The organism is Alteriqipengyuania triglochinis (assembly GCF_054655655.1).
Genome location: NZ_BAAHNC010000001.1, coordinates 531,981 through 556,514 on the forward strand (window position 1 = coordinate 531,981; position 24,534 = coordinate 556,514).

General features: G+C 66.0%; 24 protein-coding genes. 10 read left to right on the plus strand and 14 right to left on the minus strand.

What is annotated here, in order from left to right; genetic code table 11:
- The first annotated feature begins 204 nt into the window (after positions 1-204).
- The 3 genes from ACYQ0L_RS02655 (at position 205) to ACYQ0L_RS02665 (ending at position 3,080) form a co-directional block, all read left to right on the plus strand.
- Entirely contained in the window at positions 205-783 is a 579-nt protein-coding gene (locus tag ACYQ0L_RS02655; RefSeq protein WP_459787372.1) for a TMEM165/GDT1 family protein, read from the plus strand.
- Between the two features lie 169 nt (positions 784-952).
- Entirely contained in the window at positions 953-2,716 is a 1,764-nt protein-coding gene (locus ACYQ0L_RS02660) for a methyl-accepting chemotaxis protein (RefSeq protein WP_459787373.1), read from the plus strand.
- Positions 2,717-2,798: 82 nt separating this feature from the next.
- Positions 2,799-3,080 (plus strand): acylphosphatase, encoded by a 282-nt coding sequence (locus ACYQ0L_RS02665; protein WP_459787374.1) that lies wholly within the window; start codon positions 2,799-2,801, stop codon positions 3,078-3,080.
- 64 nt (positions 3,081-3,144) lie between these two features.
- Here ACYQ0L_RS02665 and ACYQ0L_RS02670 read toward each other — a convergent pair whose 3' ends face one another.
- On the minus strand, positions 3,145-3,531 hold the full coding sequence (locus tag ACYQ0L_RS02670) for a winged helix-turn-helix transcriptional regulator (protein ID WP_459787375.1): 387 nt from the start codon (positions 3,529-3,531) through the stop codon (positions 3,145-3,147).
- A 108-nt stretch (positions 3,532-3,639) separates the two neighbouring features.
- Between ACYQ0L_RS02670 and ACYQ0L_RS02675 the strand changes: the two genes are divergently transcribed.
- Both ACYQ0L_RS02675 and ACYQ0L_RS02680 read left to right on the plus strand, forming a co-directional pair.
- Positions 3,640-4,212: an FMN-dependent NADH-azoreductase gene (locus tag ACYQ0L_RS02675; protein ID WP_459787376.1), complete on the plus strand. Its 573-nt coding sequence runs from the start codon at positions 3,640-3,642 to the stop codon at positions 4,210-4,212.
- Between the two features lie 276 nt (positions 4,213-4,488).
- On the plus strand, positions 4,489-4,989 hold the full coding sequence (locus ACYQ0L_RS02680; protein ID WP_459787377.1) for a hypothetical protein: 501 nt from the start codon (positions 4,489-4,491) through the stop codon (positions 4,987-4,989).
- Positions 4,990-4,993: 4 nt separating this feature from the next.
- Here the strand turns inward: ACYQ0L_RS02680 and ACYQ0L_RS02685 are convergent, their stop codons facing one another.
- Positions 4,994-6,352, minus strand: a complete 1,359-nt coding sequence (locus ACYQ0L_RS02685; protein ID WP_459787378.1) for a chloride channel protein — start codon at positions 6,350-6,352, stop codon at positions 4,994-4,996.
- A gap of 65 nt (positions 6,353-6,417) precedes the next feature.
- A complete protein-coding gene (locus ACYQ0L_RS02690; RefSeq protein ID WP_459787379.1) occupies positions 6,418-6,987 on the minus strand; it encodes a pyridoxamine 5'-phosphate oxidase family protein in 570 nt (189 codons plus the stop codon).
- A gap of 228 nt (positions 6,988-7,215) precedes the next feature.
- Between ACYQ0L_RS02690 and ACYQ0L_RS02695 the strand changes: the two genes are divergently transcribed.
- On the plus strand, positions 7,216-8,091 hold the full coding sequence (locus ACYQ0L_RS02695) for an RcnB family protein (protein WP_459787380.1): 876 nt from the start codon (positions 7,216-7,218) through the stop codon (positions 8,089-8,091).
- 56 nt (positions 8,092-8,147) lie between these two features.
- Here the strand turns inward: ACYQ0L_RS02695 and ACYQ0L_RS02700 are convergent, their stop codons facing one another.
- On the minus strand, positions 8,148-8,705 hold the full coding sequence (locus ACYQ0L_RS02700) for a cytochrome b (protein WP_459787381.1): 558 nt from the start codon (positions 8,703-8,705) through the stop codon (positions 8,148-8,150).
- Between the two features lie 71 nt (positions 8,706-8,776).
- Here ACYQ0L_RS02700 and ACYQ0L_RS02705 point away from each other — a divergent pair, with 71 nt between their 5' ends.
- Positions 8,777-9,457: a prolyl hydroxylase family protein gene (locus ACYQ0L_RS02705; RefSeq protein ID WP_459787382.1), complete on the plus strand. Its 681-nt coding sequence runs from the start codon at positions 8,777-8,779 to the stop codon at positions 9,455-9,457.
- A gap of 37 nt (positions 9,458-9,494) precedes the next feature.
- Here the strand turns inward: ACYQ0L_RS02705 and ACYQ0L_RS02710 are convergent, their stop codons facing one another.
- A complete protein-coding gene (locus ACYQ0L_RS02710) occupies positions 9,495-11,132 on the minus strand; it encodes a lysine--tRNA ligase (protein WP_459787383.1) in 1,638 nt (545 codons plus the stop codon).
- 76 nt (positions 11,133-11,208) lie between these two features.
- The gene (locus ACYQ0L_RS02715; protein WP_459787384.1) at positions 11,209-11,580 is read right to left on the minus strand and encodes a VOC family protein; all 372 of its coding nucleotides are present in this window, start codon (positions 11,578-11,580) and stop codon (positions 11,209-11,211) included.
- Between the two features lie 121 nt (positions 11,581-11,701).
- On the opposite strand from ACYQ0L_RS02715, the gene soxR reads away from it, so the two are divergent.
- Positions 11,702-12,148 carry a redox-sensitive transcriptional activator SoxR gene (gene soxR, locus ACYQ0L_RS02720; protein ID WP_459787385.1) on the plus strand — a complete coding sequence of 149 codons (447 nt, stop codon included), beginning with the start codon at positions 11,702-11,704 and terminating at the stop codon, positions 12,146-12,148.
- A gap of 3 nt (positions 12,149-12,151) precedes the next feature.
- On the opposite strand, the gene ACYQ0L_RS02725 is transcribed toward soxR, so the two are convergent.
- From ACYQ0L_RS02725 to ubiA, 3 genes are all read right to left on the minus strand, one after another.
- Positions 12,152-12,679, minus strand: a complete 528-nt coding sequence (locus tag ACYQ0L_RS02725; protein ID WP_459788024.1) for a SixA phosphatase family protein — start codon at positions 12,677-12,679, stop codon at positions 12,152-12,154.
- Positions 12,680-12,713: 34 nt separating this feature from the next.
- Entirely contained in the window at positions 12,714-15,485 is a 2,772-nt protein-coding gene (locus tag ACYQ0L_RS02730) for an ATP-dependent DNA helicase (RefSeq protein ID WP_459787386.1), read from the minus strand.
- A gap of 61 nt (positions 15,486-15,546) precedes the next feature.
- Positions 15,547-16,470, minus strand: a complete 924-nt coding sequence (gene ubiA, locus ACYQ0L_RS02735) for a 4-hydroxybenzoate octaprenyltransferase (protein WP_459787387.1) — start codon at positions 16,468-16,470, stop codon at positions 15,547-15,549.
- A gap of 40 nt (positions 16,471-16,510) precedes the next feature.
- On the opposite strand from ubiA, the gene ACYQ0L_RS02740 reads away from it, so the two are divergent.
- Positions 16,511-17,266, plus strand: coding sequence for a 16S rRNA (uracil(1498)-N(3))-methyltransferase (locus ACYQ0L_RS02740; RefSeq protein WP_459787388.1), 756 nt, complete (start codon positions 16,511-16,513; stop codon positions 17,264-17,266).
- A gap of 41 nt (positions 17,267-17,307) precedes the next feature.
- Positions 17,308-18,678 carry a glutamate--cysteine ligase gene (locus tag ACYQ0L_RS02745; protein ID WP_459787389.1) on the plus strand — a complete coding sequence of 457 codons (1,371 nt, stop codon included), beginning with the start codon at positions 17,308-17,310 and terminating at the stop codon, positions 18,676-18,678.
- 18 nt (positions 18,679-18,696) lie between these two features.
- Here ACYQ0L_RS02745 and ACYQ0L_RS02750 read toward each other — a convergent pair whose 3' ends face one another.
- From ACYQ0L_RS02750 to ACYQ0L_RS02770, 5 genes are all read right to left on the minus strand, one after another.
- Positions 18,697-20,064, minus strand: coding sequence for a methyltransferase family protein (locus ACYQ0L_RS02750; protein ID WP_459787390.1), 1,368 nt, complete (start codon positions 20,062-20,064; stop codon positions 18,697-18,699).
- Positions 20,065-20,126: 62 nt separating this feature from the next.
- The gene (locus ACYQ0L_RS02755) at positions 20,127-21,470 is read right to left on the minus strand and encodes an outer membrane protein assembly factor BamB family protein (RefSeq protein WP_459787391.1); all 1,344 of its coding nucleotides are present in this window, start codon (positions 21,468-21,470) and stop codon (positions 20,127-20,129) included.
- 38 nt (positions 21,471-21,508) lie between these two features.
- A complete protein-coding gene (locus tag ACYQ0L_RS02760) occupies positions 21,509-22,306 on the minus strand; it encodes a tetratricopeptide repeat protein (RefSeq protein ID WP_459787392.1) in 798 nt (265 codons plus the stop codon).
- Positions 22,307-22,441: 135 nt separating this feature from the next.
- Complete coding sequence (locus tag ACYQ0L_RS02765; RefSeq protein ID WP_459787393.1) at positions 22,442-23,596, minus strand: glycosyltransferase family 4 protein; 1,155 nt, start codon at positions 23,594-23,596, stop codon at positions 22,442-22,444.
- Entirely contained in the window at positions 23,596-24,483 is an 888-nt protein-coding gene (locus tag ACYQ0L_RS02770; RefSeq protein WP_459787394.1) for an alpha/beta fold hydrolase, read from the minus strand. Before ACYQ0L_RS02770 ends, ACYQ0L_RS02765 begins: the two co-directional genes overlap by 1 nt.
- Between the last annotated feature and the right edge of the window lie 51 nt (positions 24,484-24,534).

A 24,534-nucleotide genomic window follows, 5' to 3' on the forward strand; every position in this document is an offset into this window, starting at 1 on the left:
TAACCAACACCCGTCATCTGGGGAGTAGCCCGCCGCCGCCCACGCGCAGCGGTTCCCTCGCGTCAACATACTCGGCCGAGAGGTCGTGGCGCAGGGGCGCGGAGTGATCCGCACGGGCAAGACCAATGGCACCTGACTTCCGCCTGGCCGGGCGGGAGGTCATGTGCCGTTGCTGTCTTGTTCGCCCGGCCCGGAGATACTCAAGTGGACGCCATCCTCACCTCTACCGCCGTGGTCGCGCTGGCCGAGATCGGCGACAAGACCATGTTGCTCGCCATCGTGCTCGCCGCGCGGTTTCGCAAGCCGGTGCCGATCATTCTCGGCATCCTTGTCGCCACGCTCGCCAACCATGGCATCGCCGCGTTCCTCGGCCATGCGATCGCGGGCCTGCTCGACGGGACATGGTTCCGCTACGCCGTGGGGATCGGGTTCGTCGCGATGGCGGCGTGGACGCTGGTGCCGGACACATTCGATGACGACGACGAGCCCAAGACGGGCCGCTTCGGCGCGTTCCTGACCACCACGATCGCCTTCTTCCTCGTCGAGATCGGCGACAAGACGCAGATCGCCACCATCGCGCTGGGCGCACAGTTCGGCAGCGTGGCTCTGGTCACCATCGGCACCACGCTGGGCATGATGCTGGCGAACGTGCCTGCGGTGTGGTTCGGCCAGAAGATCATCGAGCGGGTTTCGCTCAAGGCCGTGCGGATGGTCGCCGCGCTGCTGTTCCTCGTCATCGGGCTGTGGGTGATCGCGGAGGCCGCGGGAATGCTGGCCGGATAGGCCATCGCGAAGGCCCATTCAGTCTCGGAGAACAGACGGTTGCGGACGGGAGGCAGGCGCAGGGACCCTACTCAGGAGCCAATAAAATGGCGGTCTTCCGCCGAAAGCGGCGCTTCTCTTCTAGAATGGGGTGATATTTCCATTCTGGCTGAAAAGAAGATCGTTCCGGATGACCCTAAAGAGCAAGCTCTTCGTCTGCCTCGCCATCTTGAGCGTGGCCCTGCTGGCGCTCGCAGGAGCGTTCTATCACACTGCGCGGACCAATAAGGCGGCGCTTTCCACGATCCTCGTGGACCGCGTGCAGCCGCTCGAAGACCTGAAAACGGTCGCCGATACCTATGCAGTGCTGATCGTCGACAATGCGCACAAGGCGCTGAACGGCAATGTCGGCTACGATGAAGCGGCCGACAATGTGCGCGCCGGCGCCGCCGCGATCGACGAAGCCTGGCAATCCTATCGCGCGACCGAGATCGACGGCGAAGAGGAACAGCTGGCGCGGCAAGCCGAAGCGCAGATGACCACCGCCGATGCGGCTGTCGTGCGGCTCGAGGCGATCCTCGATTCGGGTGATGCCGAAGCGCTGGAGCGGTTCGTCCAAGGCAATCTGTATCAGACCATCGATCCGCTCTCGGAGACGATCGCTGCCCTGTCGAAGATGCAGATCGACATCGCCAGCTCCGTGACCGAGCAGGCATTGAAGGAAACGACGATCGCGCTGACCGTGGTGGTGGTGCTTGCCATTCTCGCGGTGGCCGCGATCGCCCTGTCGATCTTCATCGTGACCCGCAAGGTCGTCCGCCCGATCACCAACCTGTCGAGCGTGGTCCACGATCTCGCCAAGTCGGGCGACGGGCCGCTGCCCCATCTCGAACAGAAGGACGAGATCGGCGACATGGCCCGTGCGATCGACGCCTTCCTCAACGCCGTGCTGGAGAAGGAACGCGCTGCCGCCGCAATTATCGCGCGCGAGCAGAAGATGGTGACCGATACGCTGGCCGAAGGCCTCTCCGCGCTCGCCGCCGGGGACCTGACGGTCGAGGTGACCGCCGCCTACCCGCCTGCTTACGCGGGCCTCAAATCCAACTACAACGACGCCGTCAAATCGCTGCGCACGCTGATCGAGAGCGTCGCCAAGGGCACCGATTCGATCCGCCTGAGCTCCGGCGAAATCGCGCAGAGTTCCGAATCGCTCGCACGCCGGACCGAAGCAAATGCCGCCAGCCTCGAACAGACCTCGGCAGCGCTCGCGCAGATGAACGACCGGATCTCGAGCGGGGCTGCCGCGGCCCGGGATACCGCTGCCAGCGCCAACGAGGCCAACGGAGTGGTGCACGAAGGACGTTCGCTGGCCGAACAAGCGATGCAGGCCATGGGCCGGGTGCAGGAAAGCGCGGAGGGGATCGACACCGTGATCGAAGGGCTCGACAAGATCGCCTTCCAGACCCGCGTGCTCGCCATGAACGCCGCAGTCGAAGCAGGCCGCGCCGGTGAGGCGGGCCGCGGCTTCGCGGTGGTCGCCGATCTCGTCTCCGCACTCGCCATGCGGGCCGAGGAAGAGGCCGGCTCTGCGCGCGAACAGCTCACCACCACGCAGGAAGAGGTCGGCAACGCCGTTGGACGCGTACAGAGTGTCGATGCGGCGCTGGAACAGATTTCTACGAGTGTTGGCAATGTGAACCAGCTGCTTGAGACGATGGCGGCGGACAATCAGGCGCAGGCCTCGGCCATTTCGGAGATCGTCACGGCGGTCAGCGACATGGACACTTCTACGCAGCAGAATGCGGCGATGGTCGAAGAAACCTCCGCGGCATCGCGCCAGCTGGCCTCCGAAGTGACCGTGCTGGCCGAAGAGGCGGGGCACTTCCGCACCCATGCCGACACGCCGAAGATGGCCTCGCTGGCACAGGAGCGGCAGAGCGCGTCGCTGCACTGAGGACCGCTGAACCCCGTGGCGGACATGGGATAGCTGTCGCGCGCCTGTGGGCGATTACAAAAGCTGCTGGTAAGCAGGGGCCATGCCCCGGAAGACGCACACCGCCCGCCACCTCATCCTCCACGGCAAGGTCCAAGGCGTGTTCTATCGCGACTGGACGGTGGAGACGGCGCGTGGGCTGGGCCTTGAAGGCTGGGTCCGCAACCTGCCCGATGGCACGGTCGAGGCATATCTGGAGGGTGATGGGACAGCGGTTGCACGCATGATCGAAGCGATGCGCGACGGCCCTCCCCGCGCCCGTGTCGACCGGATCGAGCAGTCCGATGCCGACGCGCAGGGCTGCGAAGGTTTCGAGCGTCGCTAGCCCCGTTTTGCCCGCCAGGGCGCGCCAATGCCGCTCTTCACGTGGGGCATCGCGCGAAGCCCGATCACGCCGCGTCGGCGATCCCGTCATAGGCAGCGCGGTTGGCGTGGATCAGGTCCATGTTCTCGAAGGTCCAGTCGGCCAGCGCCATCACCGGCACGGCGAGCGAATGGCCGAGATCGGTCAGACGGTAGTCGACCTGCGGAGGCACGGTCGGGTGCACGGTGCGCGCGACCATCCCGTCCCGCTCCAGCGCGCGCAGCGTGCGCGTCAGCATCTGCTGCGAGATTCCCCCGATGTCGCGTTTCAGTTCATTGAAGCGACGCCCATCATCGGCCGCAGCTTGCAGCGATTTGACGATCAGCACGGTCCACTTGTCGCCCACGCGGCTGAGCACTTCGCTCACCGCGCGGCAGCCGGGTTCGGAATGGGGATGGGTATCGGCAGTCATAGCGATGTGACCTGGTCATAAAATTCTGCGTTCTTGCCCGGCTCATGTGGTCACTTAAGTGGTGCTGGTCAACATTAGTGACCCCATTCAGGACCGGAGCAAAGACCCATGAACATTCTCCATATCGACAGCAGCATCACCGGCGACGCATCGGCCAGCCGCGAACTCACTGCCGCCATCGTCGCCAGCCTCAAGGACAGCAACGCGGATGCGGACGTGACCTATCGCGACCTCACCGCAGAGCCGCTCTCCCACCTCACCCTGCCCGCTTTCGGTGAAGACGATTCGGCGCAGGCGCTGGCCCAGTTCAAGGCGGCGGACACGGTGGTCATCGGCGCGCCGATGTACAACTTCACCATTCCCAGCCAGCTCAAGGCGTGGATCGACCGCGTGCTCGTTGCCGGAGAGACCTTCCGCTACACCGAAACCGGCGCCGTCGAAGGGCTGTCGGGCGGCAAGCGGGTGATCGTGGCGATCGCGCGCGGCGGGCTCTACGGCGAAGAGAGCGAACAGCGCAGCGTCGAACACGCCGAGCGTTACCTTTCCAGCGTGCTGGCCTTCATCGGCATCACCGATCCGGTCTTCGTGATCGCTGAAGGGCTGAAGATCAGCGAGGACGACGCCCGGGCGGCGATGGCGCAGGCGCATGACAACGTGCGCGACCTGCTGGCCGACGCCTGATCGCGGAATAGCGCGGGGCGGCCTTTGTCACCCCGCGCATGCATTGCGGCGGTCGCGCGTGCGATTTTCCTACAGCGTCGCGCTCCGCTAGGGCTGGTGGCGGCTCTTTCTCCCGTCGATACCCATGCCGCCGGTGCGCGGCCGACACATTATACGGCGCGGGTGTTTTTTACCCCTTGGACACTGTGTCAGGTGTGTCAGGCCAAGGCGGAAACGCGCGAAAACCCTCAATTGTCGGTTTGGGAGCTATTTGGTCTGCCATCCGCTGCATGGGGCATGACCGACAAACACACGATCCTGTGGCCCGCCCTCTCCTTCTCCGCCTTCTGCCTCATCGGCCTTGGCGCACGCGAGGCCATCGGGACGGTCTACGGCACCGCCGAAGCGCGCGACCTGCTTGAAGCGCTGTCACGCGCTGGGCTCTATCTCGGCTCCGCGATTGCGACCGCTTCGGCGACCACGCTGGCCCTGATGCTGACCCTGATCGGAATGCTCCGCCGGATCGAGACCGAGTTCGACCGCCAGACCTACGCGCAGGTGAGCCGGATCGCGAAGATCTCCACCGCCACGCTGATGCTCAGCTTCCTCGTCCTGCTCGCCTTCACGCTGCCGATGGGCGAGTTCGAAAACCTGCCCGAGGGATGGTACAACTACCTGTACACGGCGCTGTTCGCGCTGACCGTGTTGCTGGTGGCGCTGGCCGCAGCGAGCGTGACGATCGTGTTCATGACGATCCGCTCGATCGTGACGCACCTTACTCCGGGGGACGAAGTGTAGCGGCTCAGGCGTCCTTCGCGGCTGCCGGATCGCCCTTCCCGGCATCGGCATCGTCCGCATCCTTGCCCGCCGGGAGGAAGTCGCGCGCCAAGGCATGGTAGAGCCGGTCCTTGCAGACCATCGATCCCGCCCAGTCGCCGATCAGCGCGGTGGCGAACAGCGGCAGGATAGCGTGGCTGCTGTTGGTCGCCTCGCTCAGGATGATGACCGCAGTCAGCGGGGCACGAACCACGCCGGTGAAATAGCCGCCCATGCCGATGAGGATGATCAACCCGGCCTGCTCGGGCGGAAACAGCGGCGTCAGCAGCTCGCCAAAGCCCGCACCCACGGCGAGCGAAGGGGCGAAAATGCCGCCGGGAATGCCGCTGGCACTGGTTGCCAGCGCGGCAACGAACTTGGCGGGGCCGAACCAGTACTCGGCATCCTCGCCTGCGAGCAGGTCGCGCGTCGGCTCGTACCCGGTGCCCGAAGTCGCGCCTGCGGTGAGGTAGCCCAGCACGCCAACGATGACGCCGCAGACGAGCGCGGTCAGCAGCGGGCGTGCCTTGAGCCGAGAAGCGAAACGTCCGCCCGGGCCACGCAGCGCCAGCACAAGGCGGGAGAACAGGCCGCCCAGCGCCCCGCCTACCAGCCCTGCAAGAGGCGCCGCGACCAGCACGGTCAGGACCGGCAGGCTGCCGCCGATCTGGCCGAAATAGACATAATCGCCCGCGATACCCTGCGCGGTGAGACCGGCGATCATCACCGCGCCCATGACCAGCACGGCGACGCGCTGTTCGTAGGCGACGGCCAGTTCCTCGATCGCGAAGGCAATCCCGGCGAGCGGGGTGTTGAAAGCCGCAGCAACGCCTGCCGCGCCGCCTGCGATGAACACGCCGGCGCTGGCCGGCACGCGGAACAGGCGGTGCACCTGCACCATGATCGCCGCGCCCAGCTGCACCGTCGGCCCTTCGCGACCGACCGACGCGCCGCCCAGCAGCGCACCGACGGTCAGCGCCATCTTGGCAAAGGCGGTGCGGACCGAAACCAGCCGGTTCGCGGTCTTGCTTTCCGAAATACGGCTGGCGGCGATCACCTGCGGAATCCCGGATCCGCGGGCCTCGGGCGCAATCCGGTTGGTAATCGCGGCGATGGCCACAAATACGAGCGGTGCGGAGAACAGATAGACGATCGGATAGGTCGCGGTCGTGCGGGTGAAGAGCGAACTCGCCCAGTCGCCTGCGAACGCGAAGCCGAGCGCGATCAGGCCGACCAGCACCGCGCCCACCACGGTGGCGGCTCTCCGGCTCCAGTCCTGTGGGCTGATGAGTTCTTCGCGCATCCCCGGCAGCAGGTCTTGTCCGGGCAGTCGAAGGCGCTTCATGCCAAGCCCTCTATGCCACGCAGCCGCTCGCGTAAAGGACTGGGGGCATGAGCGTCAGCGCCCGATCAGGGCGTCACCCAGCGCGCTTCGCCCGTTACCAGGTCGAACTGCGCCCGGCGATGGCCGTCATGAGCGAGATGGAACCAGTCGAGATGGGTCAGCTCGACCAGCAGGACCGCGAAATGCTCGCGCGCAGGCAGCAATTCCGCGTCCGATGGTTCGATACCTTCGAAAGCCGCAGGCAGTCCGGAGGACGCTTCGGGAGAGACCGTGCCGGGCCCCTCGCCAAGGTAGCACCGGCGGGCGAAGTTATCGCCTGCCTCCCACGCGCCCTGTGCAATCTCGCTCTCCCGCTCGATCCGGCCGGTGCCGCGCACGCGGATCTGCACCTTGCCGGCCTTGTCGTAGAACAGCACGCCGATCCGCTCGTCGGCCTCGATCGCTGCAACCTTCGGCGCCCGGGCATCGGTGTGGAAGCGCAGGGTCCATGGCTGGAAGGCGCGCAGCACCATGACCCGGGCATCCGCATCGGCGGTCGCGACCACAGGCGTATGCATGGCAGAGCGACGGTTGCTCGCGGCCTCGGACAGCCGTCGTGCCGCATCGTCGCGGATCGTATCGAGCGTGTTCAACATCGCGCTTCTTCACGCACGAGGCCGGCCGCAATGTCAATTTCGGCTGGGCGAAAGTTCGTCATTCAGCAATCAGTGCGCAAACATTAACAAAAACCCTTACCGAATGTTCAGATTTGCGTCAGTGCGTATCAGGCAGGTATCGGATCGGGACAACGAAGCCGCATGGTGGGCGCGGCGCAACTCCCATTGAACGGTGGGCCAGAAGCAACGAAGGGAGCCGCACACACCATGTACGATCTATCAGACCTTTTCCGATACGGCGGGCTGACCTCGCTCGGGCTGGCTCTCGCCGCGACCGGCCTGCCTGCCAATGCTGCAGTCGCGCAGCCGCAGTCGAGCAACGTCCTGACCTATGTCGGCACCACCAGCGCCGCGGCCGCTGCGGCACAGCCCGAGCGGCGCGCCGACCGCGAGCGCGGCGAACGCCGCGGCAATCGGCGTGAGGCTCGGCGTGAGAACCGCAGTCAGAACCGCGCCGAACGCAGGGAAGGGCGCCAGAACCGCCAGACGCAGCAGCGCAGCGCGTCGCAGCAGGCGATGGACAATCGCCTCCGCGCTCGCGCAGCCTATCGTGCCCAGCAATCTCGCGAACAGCGGCGCGATGCCCGGCAGGACCGGCGGGAGAACCGCTGGGACAACCGCGACCAGCGCCGTGCGGAACGCCGGGCGGACAGGCGCGAGGACCGGCGGGCCGAAAGGCGCGCGGATCGCCGCGAAGCACGCCGCGAGGCCCGGCGCGACTATCGCCGGGCAGACCGTCGATTCGAACGTCGGCAGGCACGCCGCGAACACCGGCGGTGGAACCGCGCGTGGCGCAACAACAACCGCTACAACTGGCACCGCTACCGGGCGCAGAACCGGCGGCTATACAGCCTGGGCCGCTATTACGCCCCCTATCGCAACTACAATTATCGCCGCCTGAGCATCGGCTTCACTCTGGGCAGTCTGTTCTTCGGCAATCGCTACCGGATCGATGATCCGTGGCGCTATCGCCTGCCCGAAGTGTACGGCCCCTACAGGTGGGTGCGCTACTACGATGACGTCCTGCTGGTGAACACCTACAGCGGCGAAGTGGTCGATGTGATCTACAACTTCTTCTGGTAGGCCAGCCGCCGGCCAGACGCAGCACGCCCCGCCGGTCAGTACCGGCGGGGCGTTTGCTATTCGCGGCTCTTGCCTCCGAAGGGCAGCATCCGGAAGATGCCAAGGTCCTTGTCCACGAAGGTGTGCTTGAGCGCGCCGAGGATGTGTAGCGCAATCAGGTAGATCATGATCGTCCCCGCGGTCTTGTGCACATCGAAGATCGTGCCGCCCAGTTCCTTGTCCATCCCCACCGGCAGCACCGGAATGGTGAACAGGCCGAAGAAATCGATCGGCCGCGCAACCAGCGAACTCGCCAGCCACCCACCCAGCGGCAGGCCGATCAGCAGGACGTAGAACAGGAAATGCGTCGCACGGGCCAGCGTGCGCTCCCAAGTCGCATAGTTCTGCGGCAATCGCGGCAGCGGATGCGTGAAACGCCACGCAACCCGCCCCAGCGTCAATGCAAGGATCAGCATGCCCAGCGCCTTGTGATTGGCAAAGACTGCGCCCTTTTCCGCGCCCTGCAGATGTTCGGCGCTCTCGGCGATCCGCCAGTTCACGATGACCAGGATCGCGATCAGCCAGTGGAAGATCATCGCACCAATGCTGTAGCGTGTCCGATTCTCTATTTTCATGGCTCTTCTCCCAAAGCCGTCAGGTCCCGCAGCACCTAGCAGTCGGACGAGGGGCTTGCTAGAATTCCGGCATGACAGATTCCGCCACCAGCACCACCAAAGTCCCCGATCAGGATGCGCTTGCCCGGGTCGGGCAGATCGTGCGCACCCGGCTCGATGCCGATCCCAAGGCCTACAAGGTGCCCACAGACAAGGCGGAAATCTACGCCATCGGCGACTTCCTGCGGGCGAGCGAATATCGCAAGCTGATCGAGATGATCGACGTCGTGGCCTCGCCCAGCAGGCTTTACGAAGGCACGTACAAGGACGGGTACCGAACATCCTACACCGGAAACTTCGACCGTGACGACCTGACGGTGAAGATGATCTCGCGCCGGATCGACGATGCCCTGGGGCTTCCCGGCGAATATGGCGAGACGATGCAGGGCCAGCGATACCTGCCGGGCCAGCAGTTCAAGGATCACCACGACTACTTCTATCCCACGGAAGAATACTGGAAGCAGGAGCGCAAGAACGGCGGGCAGCGCAGCTGGACCGCGATGCTGTTCCTGAACGATGTGGAGGGCGGAGGGGACACCTCCTTCCCCGAAGTTGGCATCACGATCGCACCCAAGGCCGGCGTCCTGCTCACATGGAACAACGCCAATCCCGATGGAACGCCGAACGAGGACACTCTGCACGCCGGCACGCCGGTGACCGCAGGTAGCAAATACGTGATTACGCGGTGGTATCGCAGCCGCACATGGGGCTGACGCACACGTCGTCAGCCCCACGATGCGCTAAAGATGATCAGGCGGCCTGGGCCAGAGCCTCGGCGATCAGGTCGCGGGTGTTAGCCACGCCATAAAGCGCGATGAAGCTGCCCATGCGCGGGCCCTGTTCCGACCCCAGAAGCGTCTCGTAGAGCGCCTTGAACCAGTCGCGCAGGTTTTCGAAGCCGAACTCTTCGCGCTTGCCGATTTCGTAAACGATGGTCTGCAGATCTTCCGCGCTGATATCGGCGGGCACCTGCGAAAGCTCGCCATCGAGTGCCGCCAGCGCCGAAGCCTCGTTCGGCGTCGGGGCCCGCCGCTTGAGCGTCGTGGCGATGAAGTCGCGATTATAGGCGAGCGCGGTGCCGACCAGCAGATCGAGCTCGGGGTGCTTCGCCGGATCCGGGTCGGCGATGTAGTTCCCGAGGTAGGACCATACCTGATCGCGCGTCGCGGTGGCGCCCATCACGCCCACGAGGTTTAGCAGCAGCCCGTAGGTCACCGGAAGGCTGTCGCCGGCGCCCGGAGCCTCTTCCGCCTGATAGCCGCCATTGGCACGTAGCAGGTGCCACGCGGCATTGCCCAGCTGCTTGTCGAGCGCCTGTTCGGTCAACCGTTCGCGGAACTGCCAGTAATCATCGACCGCGCGCGGGATCACGCCCACGTGTAGCTGCTTGGCGCTCTTGGGATTGGGGAAGATGTAGAAGCCGAGCGATTCCTCGCTGCCGTAGGTCAGCCACTCGTCGATCGTCAGACCGTTGCCTTTGGACTTGGATATCTTTTCGCCCTTCTCGTCGAGGAAGAGTTCGTAGATCAGCCCCTCAGGCTTGCGGCCGCCCAGCACCTTGGCAATCTTGCCCGACTGGACGCCGGTGTCGGTCAGGTCCTTGCCGTACATTTCATAGTCGACGTCCAGCGCCACCCAGCGCATGGCGAAGTCGACCTTCCACTGCAGCTTGGCCTGCCCGCCAAGCGCGGATTGCTCCACCACGGTGCCGTCCTCATCGGTGAAACGGATCGTGCCTGCCCCCGCATCCACCACCTCGACCGGCACCTGCAGCACGCGGCCGGTCACCGGGCTGATCGGCATGATCGGCGAGTAGGTCGCCGCGCGTTCCGCGCGCAGCGTGGGCAGCATGATGTCGAGGATCGCCTGGTTGTTGGCCAGCACGCTCCGGAGCGCATCGTCGAATGCCCCGCTCTCGTACCTCTGGTGACTTGCGACGAATTCGTAGTCGAAGCCGAACCGGTCGAGGAATTCGCGCAGCATGGCATTGTTATGCGCGGCAAAGCTCTCGTGCGCGGTACCGAACGGGTTGGGAATGCGGCTCAGCGGCTTGTGCAGGTTCGCCTCGAGCAGTTCCGGGTTAGGCACGTTGTCCGGCACCTTGCGCAGCCCGTCCATATCGTCGCTGAACGCCACCAGCCGCGTCTTGCCATCCTCGGGCCGCGCACCGATCAGCGCTTCGAACGCGCGGCGCACCAGCGTGGTGCGCAGCACTTCCTGGAAGGTCCCGATATGCGGCAGGCCTGACGGGCCGTAGCCCGTCTCGAACAGGACTGGCTCACCATTGGGTTTTACGCCATCGGGGTAGCGCTTGAGCAAGCGCTGCGCTTCCTGGAAAGGCCAGGCCTTGGAGGTGCGGGCGGCGTCGATCAGGTCTTGCATGCTCATGGGTAGCGCCTGTTGCGCAGGCTCCGCGATGTTGCAAGCGCGAATGGCCGGAGCGCCAGGGCTCCGGCCAACCGGATCAGTCGTAGTTGACCACTTCGAACTCGATCCCGTCCCAGTCGAAGAAGTAGAACCTGCGTCCCGGTTCGTAGTCGGCGTGGTTGAATGGCTTCAGCCCATGCGCCTTGACCACTTCCTCGGCCGCATCGAGATCGTCGACGACGAAGGCGATATGGTTGAGCGGATGGCCCTTGGCGAAATCGCCGGACACATGGCCGCCGGTGTAGAGCGCCAGATAATCGACTTCACCTCCGATATGGACCGACCGCCCATCGTTCATGGAAGGCCCGCTCCAGCGCTCTTGCCACCCGAGCAGATCGATCAGCAGCGCGGCACTCCGCTCCGGATCGGTGACGGAAATATTGGCGTGTTCGAGGTACCCTTTGGGCATCGCGTTTCTCCTTGTCAGGCGGAGCACACGAGCTCCGCGGTTGCGATGCGCATCTCAATGCAACCTTAACCTCACTTGAGGTCAAGCATCAATCTGCCTATTCCCGTAATCGATGGAAACGATGATGAAGAAACCGGACGATATCCTGACGATCGGGGACCTTGCACGGCGCACCGGGCTCAGCGTGTCGGCAATCCGCTATTACGAAGACAAGGGCCTGCTCGAACCGCACCGGTCGGGAGGGAACCAGCGCCGTTTTCTGCGGTCCGACATCCGCCGACTCAGCTTCATCCAGATTGCCCAGCGGCTTGGCCTGTCGCTGGGCGAAATCGAGGCCGAGCTGGCGCACCTACCGCAGGGGCGCACGCCCACCGCACGCGACTGGGCAGCGATCAGCCAAGCGATCCGGGAACGGCTCGATGCACGGATCGCGGAGCTGGAGCGCGCACGCGACACGCTCGACGGGTGTATTGGCTGCGGCTGTCTGAGCCTGAAGAAATGCGCGCTCTACAACCCCGACGATTCGCTTGCGGCGAAGGGGCCGGGGCCGCGCAATGTTCTGGGCTGAAAGCTAGTCTTCCGGCCCCAGATCGGGGTCCAGATCGCGCGGGCGCGTGAAATGGACGAGCCTGCCATTCTGCGATCCCACCTCGCTCCAGTCGTCGATCGGCAGTTCGAGTACCGCGAAAGATGCCGTCGGGAACTTGACCATCGCCTCGCGGAAGTCGGGCGTCTCTTTTTCGGGCGAAACGAGCGCCAGCAGCAGATCCTGCAACCCCGGGTTATGCGCCGCAATCAGCACTGCATCGGCACTGCCGCCCAGTTCCTTCAGAAGGTCGAGATGCGTTTCCGCCCCGGCGAGATACAGCCGTTGGTCGAACACCGGCTCGATCCCCAGCGCGGCCTCTTCCAGCGTCAGCCGGACGCGCTGCGCCGGACTGGCGAGCACGCACTCCCAAGCCGTGTCGCCTCTCCGGATGTGCCGCCCCATCAGCGCCGCCCCCCTGAGGCCGCGCGCGTTGATGCCGCGATCGAAGTCGCGCTGATCGTGGTCGCCCCAGTCGGACTTGGCGTGCCGGAAAAGGCCGAGATATTTCACCAGTCGTGCCTCACGCTCGCCATCCCTCGCATCCTCAGCCTGCCGCCACATCGATATTCGCGGTCGTATCCCCTCCCTGCATTGCAGGAGGGCCCGCCGCAAGCCGCGATACCGCTTCGTCGAGCGTAATGCGATGGATCGGCGTGCCCGGGGGGAACGCGCTGAGCAACCGGGACGGGAAGGCCGCCGAAAGCACGACGAAATGGCCCGAGTCCTCGCGACTGCGGATCAGCCGTCCGAAAGCCTGCGCCAGCCGGGCACGGATGATCCGGTCGTCATAGGCCCCGCCCCCACCCGCCGACTCAGCAAAGGCGGCCCGGCGCGCGCGATGGAGGATCGTGGGCCGCGGCCATGGGACGGCTTCCAGTACCACGCTGCGCAGCGAATCGCCCGGCACGTCGATCCCGTCGCGCAGCGCGTCCGTGCCCAGCAGGCTGGCGCGCGGATCGTCCCCGAAAATATCGGTCAGCGTGCCTGTGTCGATCGGGTCGACATGCTGCGCGAAGAGCGGCAGCCGCGCCCTCGCCAGCCGGTCGGCGATCCGCGCATGAACCGCGCGCAGGCGCTTGATCGCCGTGAATAGGCCGAGTGTGCCGCCGCCCGATGCCTCGATCAGCCGCGCATAGGCTCCGGCGAGCCCCGAAAGGTCGCCGCGCCTGATGTCGGTCACGATCAGCACTTCGGCCTTGTTCGCATAGTCGAATGGGCTCGGCTGACTGGTGAGGTGGGGCTGGAGCCCGATATGTTCGGTACCGCTGGCCGCAATGGCACGCGCCCAGTCGGGTTCGCCCCCCGGATCGCGATCGGCCAGCGTCGCACTGGTCAGCATCACGCCATGCGCAGGCTCGAGCACGATCTTGGCAAAGGGCTTCATCGGGTCGAGCCAGCGGCGGTGCAGCCCCATGTCGTATTCGCGCGATTCGAACCGGTCGACCGCCAGCCAGTCGACGAAATCGGGATCGGTCGGCCCGCCGATCCGGCCGAGCAGTGCCTCCCATGCGGAGATCAGATCGATCCGCCAGGCAAGCGAATGGCGCGCCCCCTCGATCCGGGCGCGTCCCTGCGAATCGAGCCAGTCGGGTGCTTCTTCCAGCACCGCTTCGAGCCTTTGCCCCAGCGTCAGCAGCGGCTTGCGCAGTGCGGCAAACGCGCCCTGCGCCTCCTGCGCGGCATCGACCAGGGGGCCGGGCGGATCGGCAATCTCCGTCTCGATCCCGTAGCCCGCTTCGGACCCGCCGCTTTCATCGCGCGCAAAAACCGTTGCGCGAACCTGCGCCAGCAATTCCTCGAGCGGACCCGACGGCGCGCCCTCCACGATCCGGCCAATCCAGCCGTCGGCGGGCAGCGCCTGCGCGGCTTCGATGGCAGCCTCTACCGCCTCCCCGCTCGCATCGTCGTACGAGGCGACATCCGCCAGCCGTGCGGCCAGCCCGCGCCTGCGGCCGCGCGTGTTACGCTCCGGCCCGATGATCCAGCGGCGCAGCTCGATCGCCTCCTGCCCCGTCAGCGCGGCGGCGAAGGTGCTGTCGGCGGCGTCGAATACGTGGTGGCCTTCGTCGAACACGATGCGCGTCGGCGGCTGGCCATGATGGCGCCCGCGCGCTGCGTTGATCATCACCAGCGCATGGTTGGCGATGACGAGATCGGCCTGCGCGCTCGTCCGCGCGGCGCGTTCGATGAAGCACTTCCGGTAATGCGGGCACCCGGCATAGATGCATTCGCCGCGCTGGTCGGTCAGCGCGGTAATGCCGCGCCTGGGGAACAGCGTGCCCAGCCAGCCGGGCAGGTCGCCGCCGATCATGTCGCCATCGCGCGAATATTGCGCCCAGCGCGCGACCAGCTGCGCAAGCACCGCGCCCCGGCCCGCGAACCCGCCCTGCATCGCGTCTTCGAGGTTGAGCAGGCACAGGTAATTCTCCCGCCCCTTGCGCACCACGACGGGCGCAGAGCCATCGGCGCGTTTCTCAGGCCATGCGCGACGACTCTCGCGCCGCAGCTGTCGCTGGAGGTTCTTGGTGTAAGTGCTGACCCACAGCGTGCCCTGCGCCCTTTCCGCCCAGACGCTGGCGGGCGAGAGGTAGCCGAGCGTCTTGCCGATCCCCGTTCCCGCCTGCGCCAGCAGCACATGCGGCCTGCCCTTCCCCTCGCGCGGAGCGAAGATGCGCGCGACCTCGGTGGCGTAGGCCCGCTGCCCCTCACGCTTCTCCGCGCCCTCTCCGGTCAGCCGGGCAAGCTGGCCCAGCACCTCTTCCTCCCCGATCGAGACCTGCGCGGGCTGCGGGCGTTCGGGCGCATCCTCCCATTCGGGCAGGGTCGCAAAGAGCCAGCGCTCGGCCCGCTCCGGCTTCTCGACGAAGGGGGCGAGCACTTGCGCCCATGGCCAGCGCGCCCGGGCGAGCGATTGCAGCGTGCTCCATGCGCCGTGCCGCTCCGCCCAATCATCCCGGCCGCACACCGCCAGCATCGCCGCCAGCGCTTCGCGCAGGAAACTGGGCGTGTCGGCTTCATCTTCTGGCGGCTCGATCGACAGCGCCGCAGCGAGCCCCTTGGGCGTCGGCACGCAGAAGCGCGCGGGATGGAGAAAGGCGTACAGCTCCAGCAGGTCGAGGCCGGAGAGATCGGGATAGCCCAGACGCGCGGCAACTAGCGGCGCGTTGAGCATCAGAACCGGCGTATCGGCACAGGCATTGATCGCCTGACCCTTGCCGATCTCTTGCGTGGTGCCGTCCGGTGCGGCGAGCCACAGCCCGGCATGGCTGGCGTGGAGCGCGGGCAAAGCAGGAGGTTCGGGGGTCGGCGCGGCCATCGCGGGCTAGTTTCGGGTCCGTGGAACGAAAAGTAAACAGCTGCGAGGACGTTCGGTGAACCTAAGCGCCGGCGTTACCCACCACGAAGCACGCGGCCGCGAACAGGAATCCGGCCCAGCGGTTCGCGCGGAAACGGTGCAACGGGTTGCCCGCGTCCGTCTCGTCCAGCGTGAGGACCTGCCAGGCGAGGTGCCACGCAACCGGCAGCAGCGTCAGCCACGCGACCGGATCCTCACGCAGCAACCAGAAGCCTGTCGCCCACAGCGCGATCGCCAGCGCGTAGCATGCCGCCACGCCCTGCTTGACCTTGCCGCCCATGCGCAATGCGCTCGACCGGATACCGACCAGCGCGTCGTCTTCCTTGTCCTGCACCGCGTAGATCGTGTCGTAGCCGACCGTCCATGCAACGCAGCCCAGGTAGACCGCGATCGCCACGCCCCAATTCCCTCCGGCCAGTGTCGCCCAGCCGACCAGCAGGCCCCAGTTGAAGGTGAGGCCAAGCCATGCCTGCGGCCACCAGGTGATCCGCTTCATAAAGGGATAGGCGGCGACCAGCAGCAGGCTCGCCAGCGCGATGATCTGGGCCTGCAGCGGGAGTTGCAGCAGCACGATCAGGCCGACGAAGCTGAGCGCCGCGAGCCAGATCCACGCCGTGCGCTTGCTGACCCGCCCGCTCGCGATCGGGCGGCTGGCGGTGCGCGCGACCTTTGCGTCCAGCTCTGCATCGGTGATGTCGTTATAGACGCACCCTGCCCCGCGCATCGCGATCGAACCGGCGAGAAGCCACAACAGAAGGCCGAACTGCCAGCCGGCACCGGTCAGCCACACGCCGAAGACGCACGGCCAGAACAGCAGCCACCAGCCGATCGGCCGGTCGAACCGGGCAAGCTGCGCAAGATCGCGAGGAAGCTGGGGCAACCGCTCGATCAGGCCGCGATGCTCGCTGTCGGGGACGATCGTCTCGGCGGAGTCGCTGGTGCTCATGGGCTTGCTCCCTAGCGCGCCGCGTGGCACCTGCCCAGCCATGCCCGCAACCCCCGCCTGGCCCCCGAAAAGCGCGCCGCGCCTGTTCGTCGAGGACGAACTCGGCAAAGCGCGTTTTGTCGCGCTCGAGGGCAATCACGCGCATTATTTGGGCAAGGTCATGCGGGTGGCAGAGGGCGACACGATCATTCTGTGCGATGACCGGACCGGCGAATGGGCCGCGCGGGTGGTGCAGGTCGGCAAACGGCAGGTCGATGCGGAAGTCGTCGAGCGCCTTCGCCCGCGAGAGGCGGTGCCGGACCTGTGGCTGTGCCCCGCCCTGCTCAAGAAGGACCGCTTCGACCTCGTACTCGAAAAAGCGACCGAACTGGGCGTCGCGGCGATCCGCCCGGTCGTCACCCGCCGCTGCGTCGCCGACAAGCTCAACCCCGATCGCGCGCGGACCATCGTGACCGAGGCGGCCGAGCAATGCGCGCGCACGGCGCTCCCCGAATTGGCCGATCCGGTGAAGCTGGACGCGCTGCTGGCGGAATGGCCGCAGGATCGCGCGCTGTTCTTCGCCGACGAGGAAGGTGGTCAGCAAGCCACCAGTGCCTTCGCCTCGCACGGCGCGCCCGCCGCAATCCTGATCGGCCCCGAGGGCGGCTTCGACGATGCCGAGCGCGCAGCGATTCGTGCGCTGCCGCAAGCCGTGCCCATTACGCTGGGCCCGCGCATCCTGCGCGGCGAGACCGCCGCCATCGCGGCCCTGGCGGTCTGGATGGCCCAAGCCGGCGACTGGCAGCCCCAAGAATAATTTCCTTCCCTCGTGCCGGAGGGTTACCTATCTCGCCCGCCATGAGTACGCGCAACGCTTCGAGCCAGGACGATCCCGTCATCGAGAGCCGCGACCAGCTGGTCGCCCCGATGCAGAAGGGCGAGAAGCCCAAGGCCGACTGGCGGATCGGCACCGAGCACGAAAAGCTCGTCTACAAGCGCAGCGATCACCACGCCCCGAGCTACGACGAAGAGGGAGGTATTCGTGATATCCTCCTGTCGCTGAAGGATTTCGGGTGGGAGCCGGTCGAAGAAGGTGGCAAGGTAATCGCCATGGCGGGGGCTGACGGGACCGTCAGCCTCGAACCGGCGGGCCAGCTCGAACTTTCGGGCGCGCCGCTCAAGACGCTGCACGAGACCTGCAACGAGGCGGGACGGCATCTCAGCCAAGTGAAGGAAATCGGGGAGCGGTGCGGAGTCGGCTTTCTCGGCCTCGGCATGTGGCCCGACAAGACCCGCGAAGACCTGCCGATGATGCCCAAGGGGCGTTACGACATCATGGCCCGGCATATGCCCACGGTCGGCGATCTCGGGCTCGACATGATGCTGCGTACCTGCACCATCCAGGTAAACCTCGATTATTCGAGCGAGGCGGACATGGCGCAGAAATTCCGCGTCGGTCTGGCGCTGCAGCCGCTCGCGACCGCGCTGTTCGCGAATTCGCCTTTCACCGAAGGCAAGCCCAACGGCTACCTCAGCTACCGCAGCCACATCTGGTCCGATACGGACCCGCACCGCACCGGCATGCTGCCTTTCGTCTTCGACGAGGGCTTCGGTTACGAGGCTTACGTCGACTACATGCTCGACGTACCGATGTATTTCGTCTTCCGCGACGGGAAGTATCTCGACGCGGCGGGCCTCAGCTTCCGCGATTTCCTCGATGGGAAGCTGTCGATCCTCCCCGGCGAAAAACCGACCGAAGGCGACTGGTGGGATCATCTTTCCACCGCCTTCCCGGAAGTGCGCCTCAAGAGCTTCCTCGAAATGCGCGGTGCCGATGGTGGACCGTGGAGCCGGATCTGCGCCCTGCCCGCGCTCTGGGTCGGCCTCCTGTACGATCAGGGCGCGCTCGATGCCGCATGGGATCTGGTCAAGGACTGGTCGATGGAAGAGCGCGAAGCGCTGCGCAATGCAGTGCCCAAGGAAGGGCTCGCCGCCGCCGTTCCCGGCGGGCGCACCCTGCAGGAATTGGGCAAGGACGTTCTCGCAATCGCCCGCGATGGCCTGACTGCGCGCGGCCATCTCAACACCGGCGGGGACAATGAAGCTGGCTTCCTCCAAACGCTCGACGAGATCGTGGAAAGTGGCAAGTCGCCCGCGCAGCGCATGCTCGATCGCTATCACGGCGAATGGGGCGGCGATATCAGCCGGGTCTACAAGTACAGCTTCTAGCGCCGGACCGAGCGCCGCCTATTCGGCAGGATGCAGGTCCTGCTGGCTGCGGCCACGCCGGATCGCCTTGCCCAGAGCCGCGAGCGGTGCGGTAATGATCCCGTGTTCGCCCATCCATGCGTGGTATTCGCGGTATTTCGGGTCTTCGCGCCACAGATGCGCCTCCTCGGTACGCGCGCGCCAGTAGTAGATGCCCGAAACGAGGATGAGCGCGATGACGTTGCGCAGCGCCTCGACCGGGCCGCCCGCGGTGACCAGGAACGGGAGCGATGCGCTCCACCAGAAGAGGTTCTTGGAAACATAGGCCGGGTGACGCGTGAAGCGGTACGGACCATGCGTGATCACCCCGCGATAGGTCAGGTTCGAGAAGCGCAGGCCGAAAACCACGGTGGCCCAGGCATAGGTTCCGGTCAGGACGACCAGCCAGCCCCCCCAGATTGCGAGGAGCATGGGGCTGTCCGCCAGCCAGTACCGCCAGCCAGGCGCGTTCGCCTGGTAGTCCAGCAGACCCCCGGCGCTCAGCAAGCCGTGATTGATCGGAGGATAGCACAGCAGTGCTGCCAGCCACCCGGCTAGGAAGGGATTGCCACTGCGAATCTGGCTGTCGAGCGGGCGCATGGTCATGACGTAGCCGACCGTTCCGATCTGGACGTCGATGACGAAGAGCAGCGCGATGAGGGCGAGCGCCAGTGCACCCGGCTCCCCCGCCAGCGTGGCGATGTCTGCATTGACGACCTCGGCAAAGCCGCCGGGAAGGATCGAGATCATGAAGGCCCCGAAGAAGCCCTTGATGATCCAGGTCCGCCAGTGGCCGACGATCTTCTCGCGATCCCAAGGCTCGCGCGCCAGCAGGAAGGCGCCGAAATGCCAGGTGCCGTCGCGCGGATCGACCAGGCGCCGGTCCAGCCAGAGGATATAAGGTACCGACAGGACGAGCATCGGAATGGCCGCCGCGCCCAGCACCTCCATGGCGAACAGGTAATTGCCGTTCCAATACCAGCGTGCGATGCCGTAGATCGCGGCGATAACCGCCCAGGTCGCCCACAATCCGGTCAGCTTGGTGAAGGAAATCTCACGCGTGTGCGGCGCCTCGGCCGGCTTGCTCCAATCGAGGCCAGTCGACTCGCGGCGATGAACCTTGTCGATCAGGACCGACCACAGAACCATCGGCAGCGCCGCCGCGACGAGGCCACACAGGGCGGCATAAGGACCGTCGAGCCGGCCCGTCGTGACGTCCGGATCGAGCGCGGCGGCGATCTGCGGGAAGGCCCGGCAGAACGCGATCCAGCCAAGCAGCCCCACGAGCCCCACGAGCCCGACGGCCGAGGACACATCGCTTCGCGGAATATCCTCGGGCGGGGCGGAGCTGATGGCGGCATCGCGCATGCCGCCGCTGTAGGCCGTAATTGGTTAAATGCCCGGTAACGCCGCGCTACGCAGCGATCATCCTAGCGGAAGGCGGTGATCGTCCCGCCATCATCCAGTACGTAGAGCGTGTTGTTGGCGACGATCGGCGGCAGGCTGATCGGCTTCTTCAGCTCGGTCATCAGGCTGGCCGCACCTTCGGAAACACTCACCTGCCACAGCTCGCCGCGCGAGTTGCCGACATAAAGCATGTTGTTGGCGAGCACGGGGCCGGTCCAGGAGATCGGCCCCTTGCGGTCCTCTTCATCCTTGTACCGAGCAAGCTGGGTGATCCAGCGCACCTTGCCGGTCGAACGGGCAATGGCCAGCAGGCGGGCATCGCTGGTCAGTGTGAACAGCCATTCGCCCGCAAGCGCCGGGGTGGAAATCCCGGAAAGGTTGAGTTCCCACACGCGCTGGCCGGTCACCAGTTCGTAAGCGGCCATACGGCCGCCCTGGCCGAGCGCGTAGACCCGGCCCTGATCGATGATCGGATCGGCGTCGATGTCCGAGATGCTGCCCACCTCGGTCGAGATCGAGGTCCGCGCGAGCGCGTCGGACCACAGAATCCGGCCGTTCTCGTAACGATAGGCGACCAGTTCGCCGGAGCTGTAGCCCGCGACGACCGTCCCCTGCCCGGCGGCGGGCGAGGCAACTCCGAACACCCCGGCCTGCGCGACCGAACCCGACTCCTGCCAAGCAAGCGTGCCGTCGTTCTGGTTGAGTGCGATGATGCGGTTGTCCTGCGTCATCACGAGCACGAGGTTGAAGGCCAGCGTGGGCGCATCGCGCAGCGGGCCCGCCGGATTGGCGCTCCACACCACCGCACCATTGCTGACATCGAGCGCGACGACTTGGCCGGTGCCGCTGGTCGCGAACAGGCGGTTGCCCGCCACGGCAAGTCCGCCGCCGAAGACCACGCCGCGCATGTCGGACGCGACATCGGGGCGATACTCCCACTCGCGCGCGCCGGTTTCCGCGTTCATCGCGTAAATCGTGCCTGCCGTGTCGACCGCATAGAGCGTGCCATCTGACACGATCGGTGCCGCGCCCAGCCGACGGCTGCTGCTGGATCCTTCGATCTGGGCGGTCCATGCACGGGTTGGGCTGGCCCCCAGTGCCAGGTGGCCGTAGTTCTTGCTCGGCGTGCTGCTGGCCATCGCCCAGCTTTCATTGACGCGGGCCGGCGGCAGCACGACCGAAACCCCTGCCAGAGCGGGATCGACGCTGGTCCCGTTCTCGATCCGCGAGAGGACGGGCTCACGCTCGCCGAGCGTCGGAGTAACCTTCTTGTTGCCGTCTCCACCGCCGAACAGACCGCCCGAGCAGCCCGCCAAGGCGAGCGCGGTGAGGAAAAGCGGGATCGCACCAGTGGCTCGCAAGGTCATCCTCCGGGAAAGTCGCAAGGTATTCATTTTGTTATCTCTTATTGCGCCGACGGCCCGACCGGACGGCCGCCTGCGGCAGCCCCCCGCAGGTTTTCGACCAGTTCGTCCGTATCGCCGACCGCATCAATCCCGAGCACGCTCGCCATCTGCCGGGCACGTCCACGGATCGTTTCGGAGACGTCCTCGTCCTTGGCGATCTTCGCGAAGAGTTCGCCCGCCTTCTTCTCATCGCCCGCATCGAGGTGTGCCATGGCGACCATCTCTCCCGCGCTGCCGAAGTAGGGCTCGCCTTCCTGCGCCAGCGGCGTCAGGCGGCTGATGACCTCGGCGGGTTTGAGCGAATCGTACGCCGCGACCACGGCGCGCAGCTGGGCCAGATCGCGCAGCGGCTCGGGCAGATCGCCATCGGTGGCAACCTCTTCGAAAAGCGCTGCTGCATCGGCATTCCGCCCGTCTTCGAGCGCAATGCCTGCACGCAGCATTTTTGCCTGCGCCTGCGCCCCGCTCTCGCCGTCGTCCGCCAGCGGCGCGAGCCGCGCGTCGGCCTCTTCCAGATTGCCCGCTTCGAGCTGGTCCAGCGCGGTCACGATAATCTCTGAATCGGCTTCACGATCGCTGTCGCTGCGGTGGGTGAAGAACAGCACCGCCGCGAAGGCGAGCAGGGCCAGAATGACCACACCGATGATATAGCGACCGTAATTGGTCCAGATGTGGTGGTACTGATCGGTGCGGACGGCATCGTCCACCTCACGCAGAAGCGCCTCGTCCTGGGCGGCTGCTGCCTTGGCCTTGCGGTCGGCCGCCTTGTCGCTGTCGCGGTTGGGTAACAGGGCCACGCCTGAGGGACTCTCTCTGCTAGAAACTGCCGGGAATGGCGGGCGTCTTTAAACCATGATGCGCCGAACTCAATAGGAGCGTACTCAAGCAAGCAGCGGGTGAACGCCCGGTGAAAGGCTTCTTCCCGCCGCAGGTCACCCCAGCACACCTCCGCCCAGCGCACTGTCGTACAGCCGCCGGTAGGACGCGATCATCTTCGTCTCTTCGAACTGGCTGCGGGCTCTGGCGCGGTTCGCAAGACCGGTCGATTTGCGCAAATCCTCGTCCCCGGCCAGCGCGAGGAGAGACCCGGCAAGGGCGTCCTCGTCGTGTGGGGCGACGATGAAGGGGGCGTTCTCCTGCGCCACCATGCTCGCAATGTCGCCCACGGCGGGCGCGGCGACCGGGAGGCCCGCCGCCATCGCCTCGACCACCGAGAGCGGAAACTGTTCGGACCGCGACGAGAGCGCGAAGATATCGAACAGGCCGATAAATGTGCGCGGATTCGCGACGAAGCCGGGCATGTGGAGGCGGTGGGCGATCTCGGCCTCCTCGGCCGCGTCGCGGATCGCCTCTTCCTCGGGCCCCTCCCCGACAATCACCAGCTGCCATTCCTCCGGCAGCCGAGCCACCGCGCGCACGAGCGCGGGCAAATTCTTCACCGAGCGCAGACCGGCCAGCGTACCGACCCACTTTTCGCCCTTGTGCTTGATGACCCCGCGCAGTGCATCGGCGCGGGGGCGGGTGGCGAAACCCTTGGTATCGATGCCGTTGGGGAAATGCTTCACCCGCCCGATCGGCTGCTGCCACGCTTCCAGCGCGATTCCTTCCAGCACTTCCGACGGGACGACCAGCCCGCTCGCCTTGCCGAGCGCGATCCGGCGATACCAGTTGCGGCTTGTCTTGAGCTTTTCCTGCTCGTCCTCGTTGAAGCCATCCTCGTGGTGGATCAGCGGCGGGAGGGCGAGCGAATCGCTGAACAGCGTGTGCGCCATCACCGCATCCATTGCGCCCCAGTTGTAGGTCAGCACGAGATCGTAGGGCTTCATCGCCTTGGCAAGCGCGTGCAGACGGCCGGGCCAAGGCTTGCCGGTGAGCGAGGGGAAGTTGCGGGGATAGCGGACGTCGCGGTCCTTCGCGATGTGCTCGCTCGCCCCGTAGGCATTCGGATCGGCAGACACGATCGCATGCGAAAGGCTGCTGCCAAACGCATTGATCAGCTGCACGGCGCGCAGTTCCTTGCCCCCGGCGGCGAAGGTCGAATGCAGATGGAGCACCCGCGGCACCCCCTCGCGCGCAAGAGCGGCCATCAGGCGGTTTCCTGTGCCGTGACCCGGGCCAGCAGCGCATCGACCGCAGCCGCTGCCTCGGCTTCCTCCAGGGTCGGAGCATGCCCGGTGTCGGGCACGGTGACGACTGCCAGAATCGGGTTGCGCGCTTCCATCTGGCGTACGGTATCCTCGGACAGGAGATTGGAGAGCGCCCCGCGCACCAGCAGCGTCGGCGTACCGGAAAGCGATTCGAACGCCGCCCACAGGTTGGCCGCAGGCGCGCCGCCGCTGTCGTCCGCCTCGCGGAAGGCATCGCCCACCGCCATGTCGTAGTCGAAGCTGATGCGCCCGTTCTGGCCCAGCACCATCACGCGCTTGGCCGCTTCCAGCCAGTCTTCCAGCCGATAGGTCGGGTGCGCATCATGGTGCACTTCCTCCAGCGCGCGGGCCGCGTGCATCCAGGTCGGGAAACTGCGCCCCTGGCCCACATAGCTGCGGATCTTTTCGAGCCCACCCTCGTCGATCTCGGGCCCGATATCGTTCAGGACGGCGCCCGCGATACGCCGGCTGTCCTTCTGCGCCAGCAGGATCGTCATCAGGCCGCCTAGCGAGGTGCCGATCGCAATGAAGCGCCCCACCCCAAGCTCGGTGAGGAGACGCTCGACATCGTCCACATACTGGACCGGATTGTAGGTGCCCGCATCGTCGGCATAATCGCTCTCTCCGCGCCCGCGCATCTCGGGCACGATGACCCGCCATTCGGGCGCAAGCCGCTCGGCAACGCCCGCAAAATCGCGCGCGTTGCGGGTCAGCCCGTGCATGCACAGGATCGGCAGGCGGCTGTCATCGCCGCCGGGATAATCGCGGTAATGCAGTTTCAGGCCATCGGCGCTGTGCCAGTAACCATCGGTAAAGCGCTGATCCATGGCCCTCTTTTCGGCCCAAAACGCGGCCTTGGCATGTGACGTTCGGTTGCG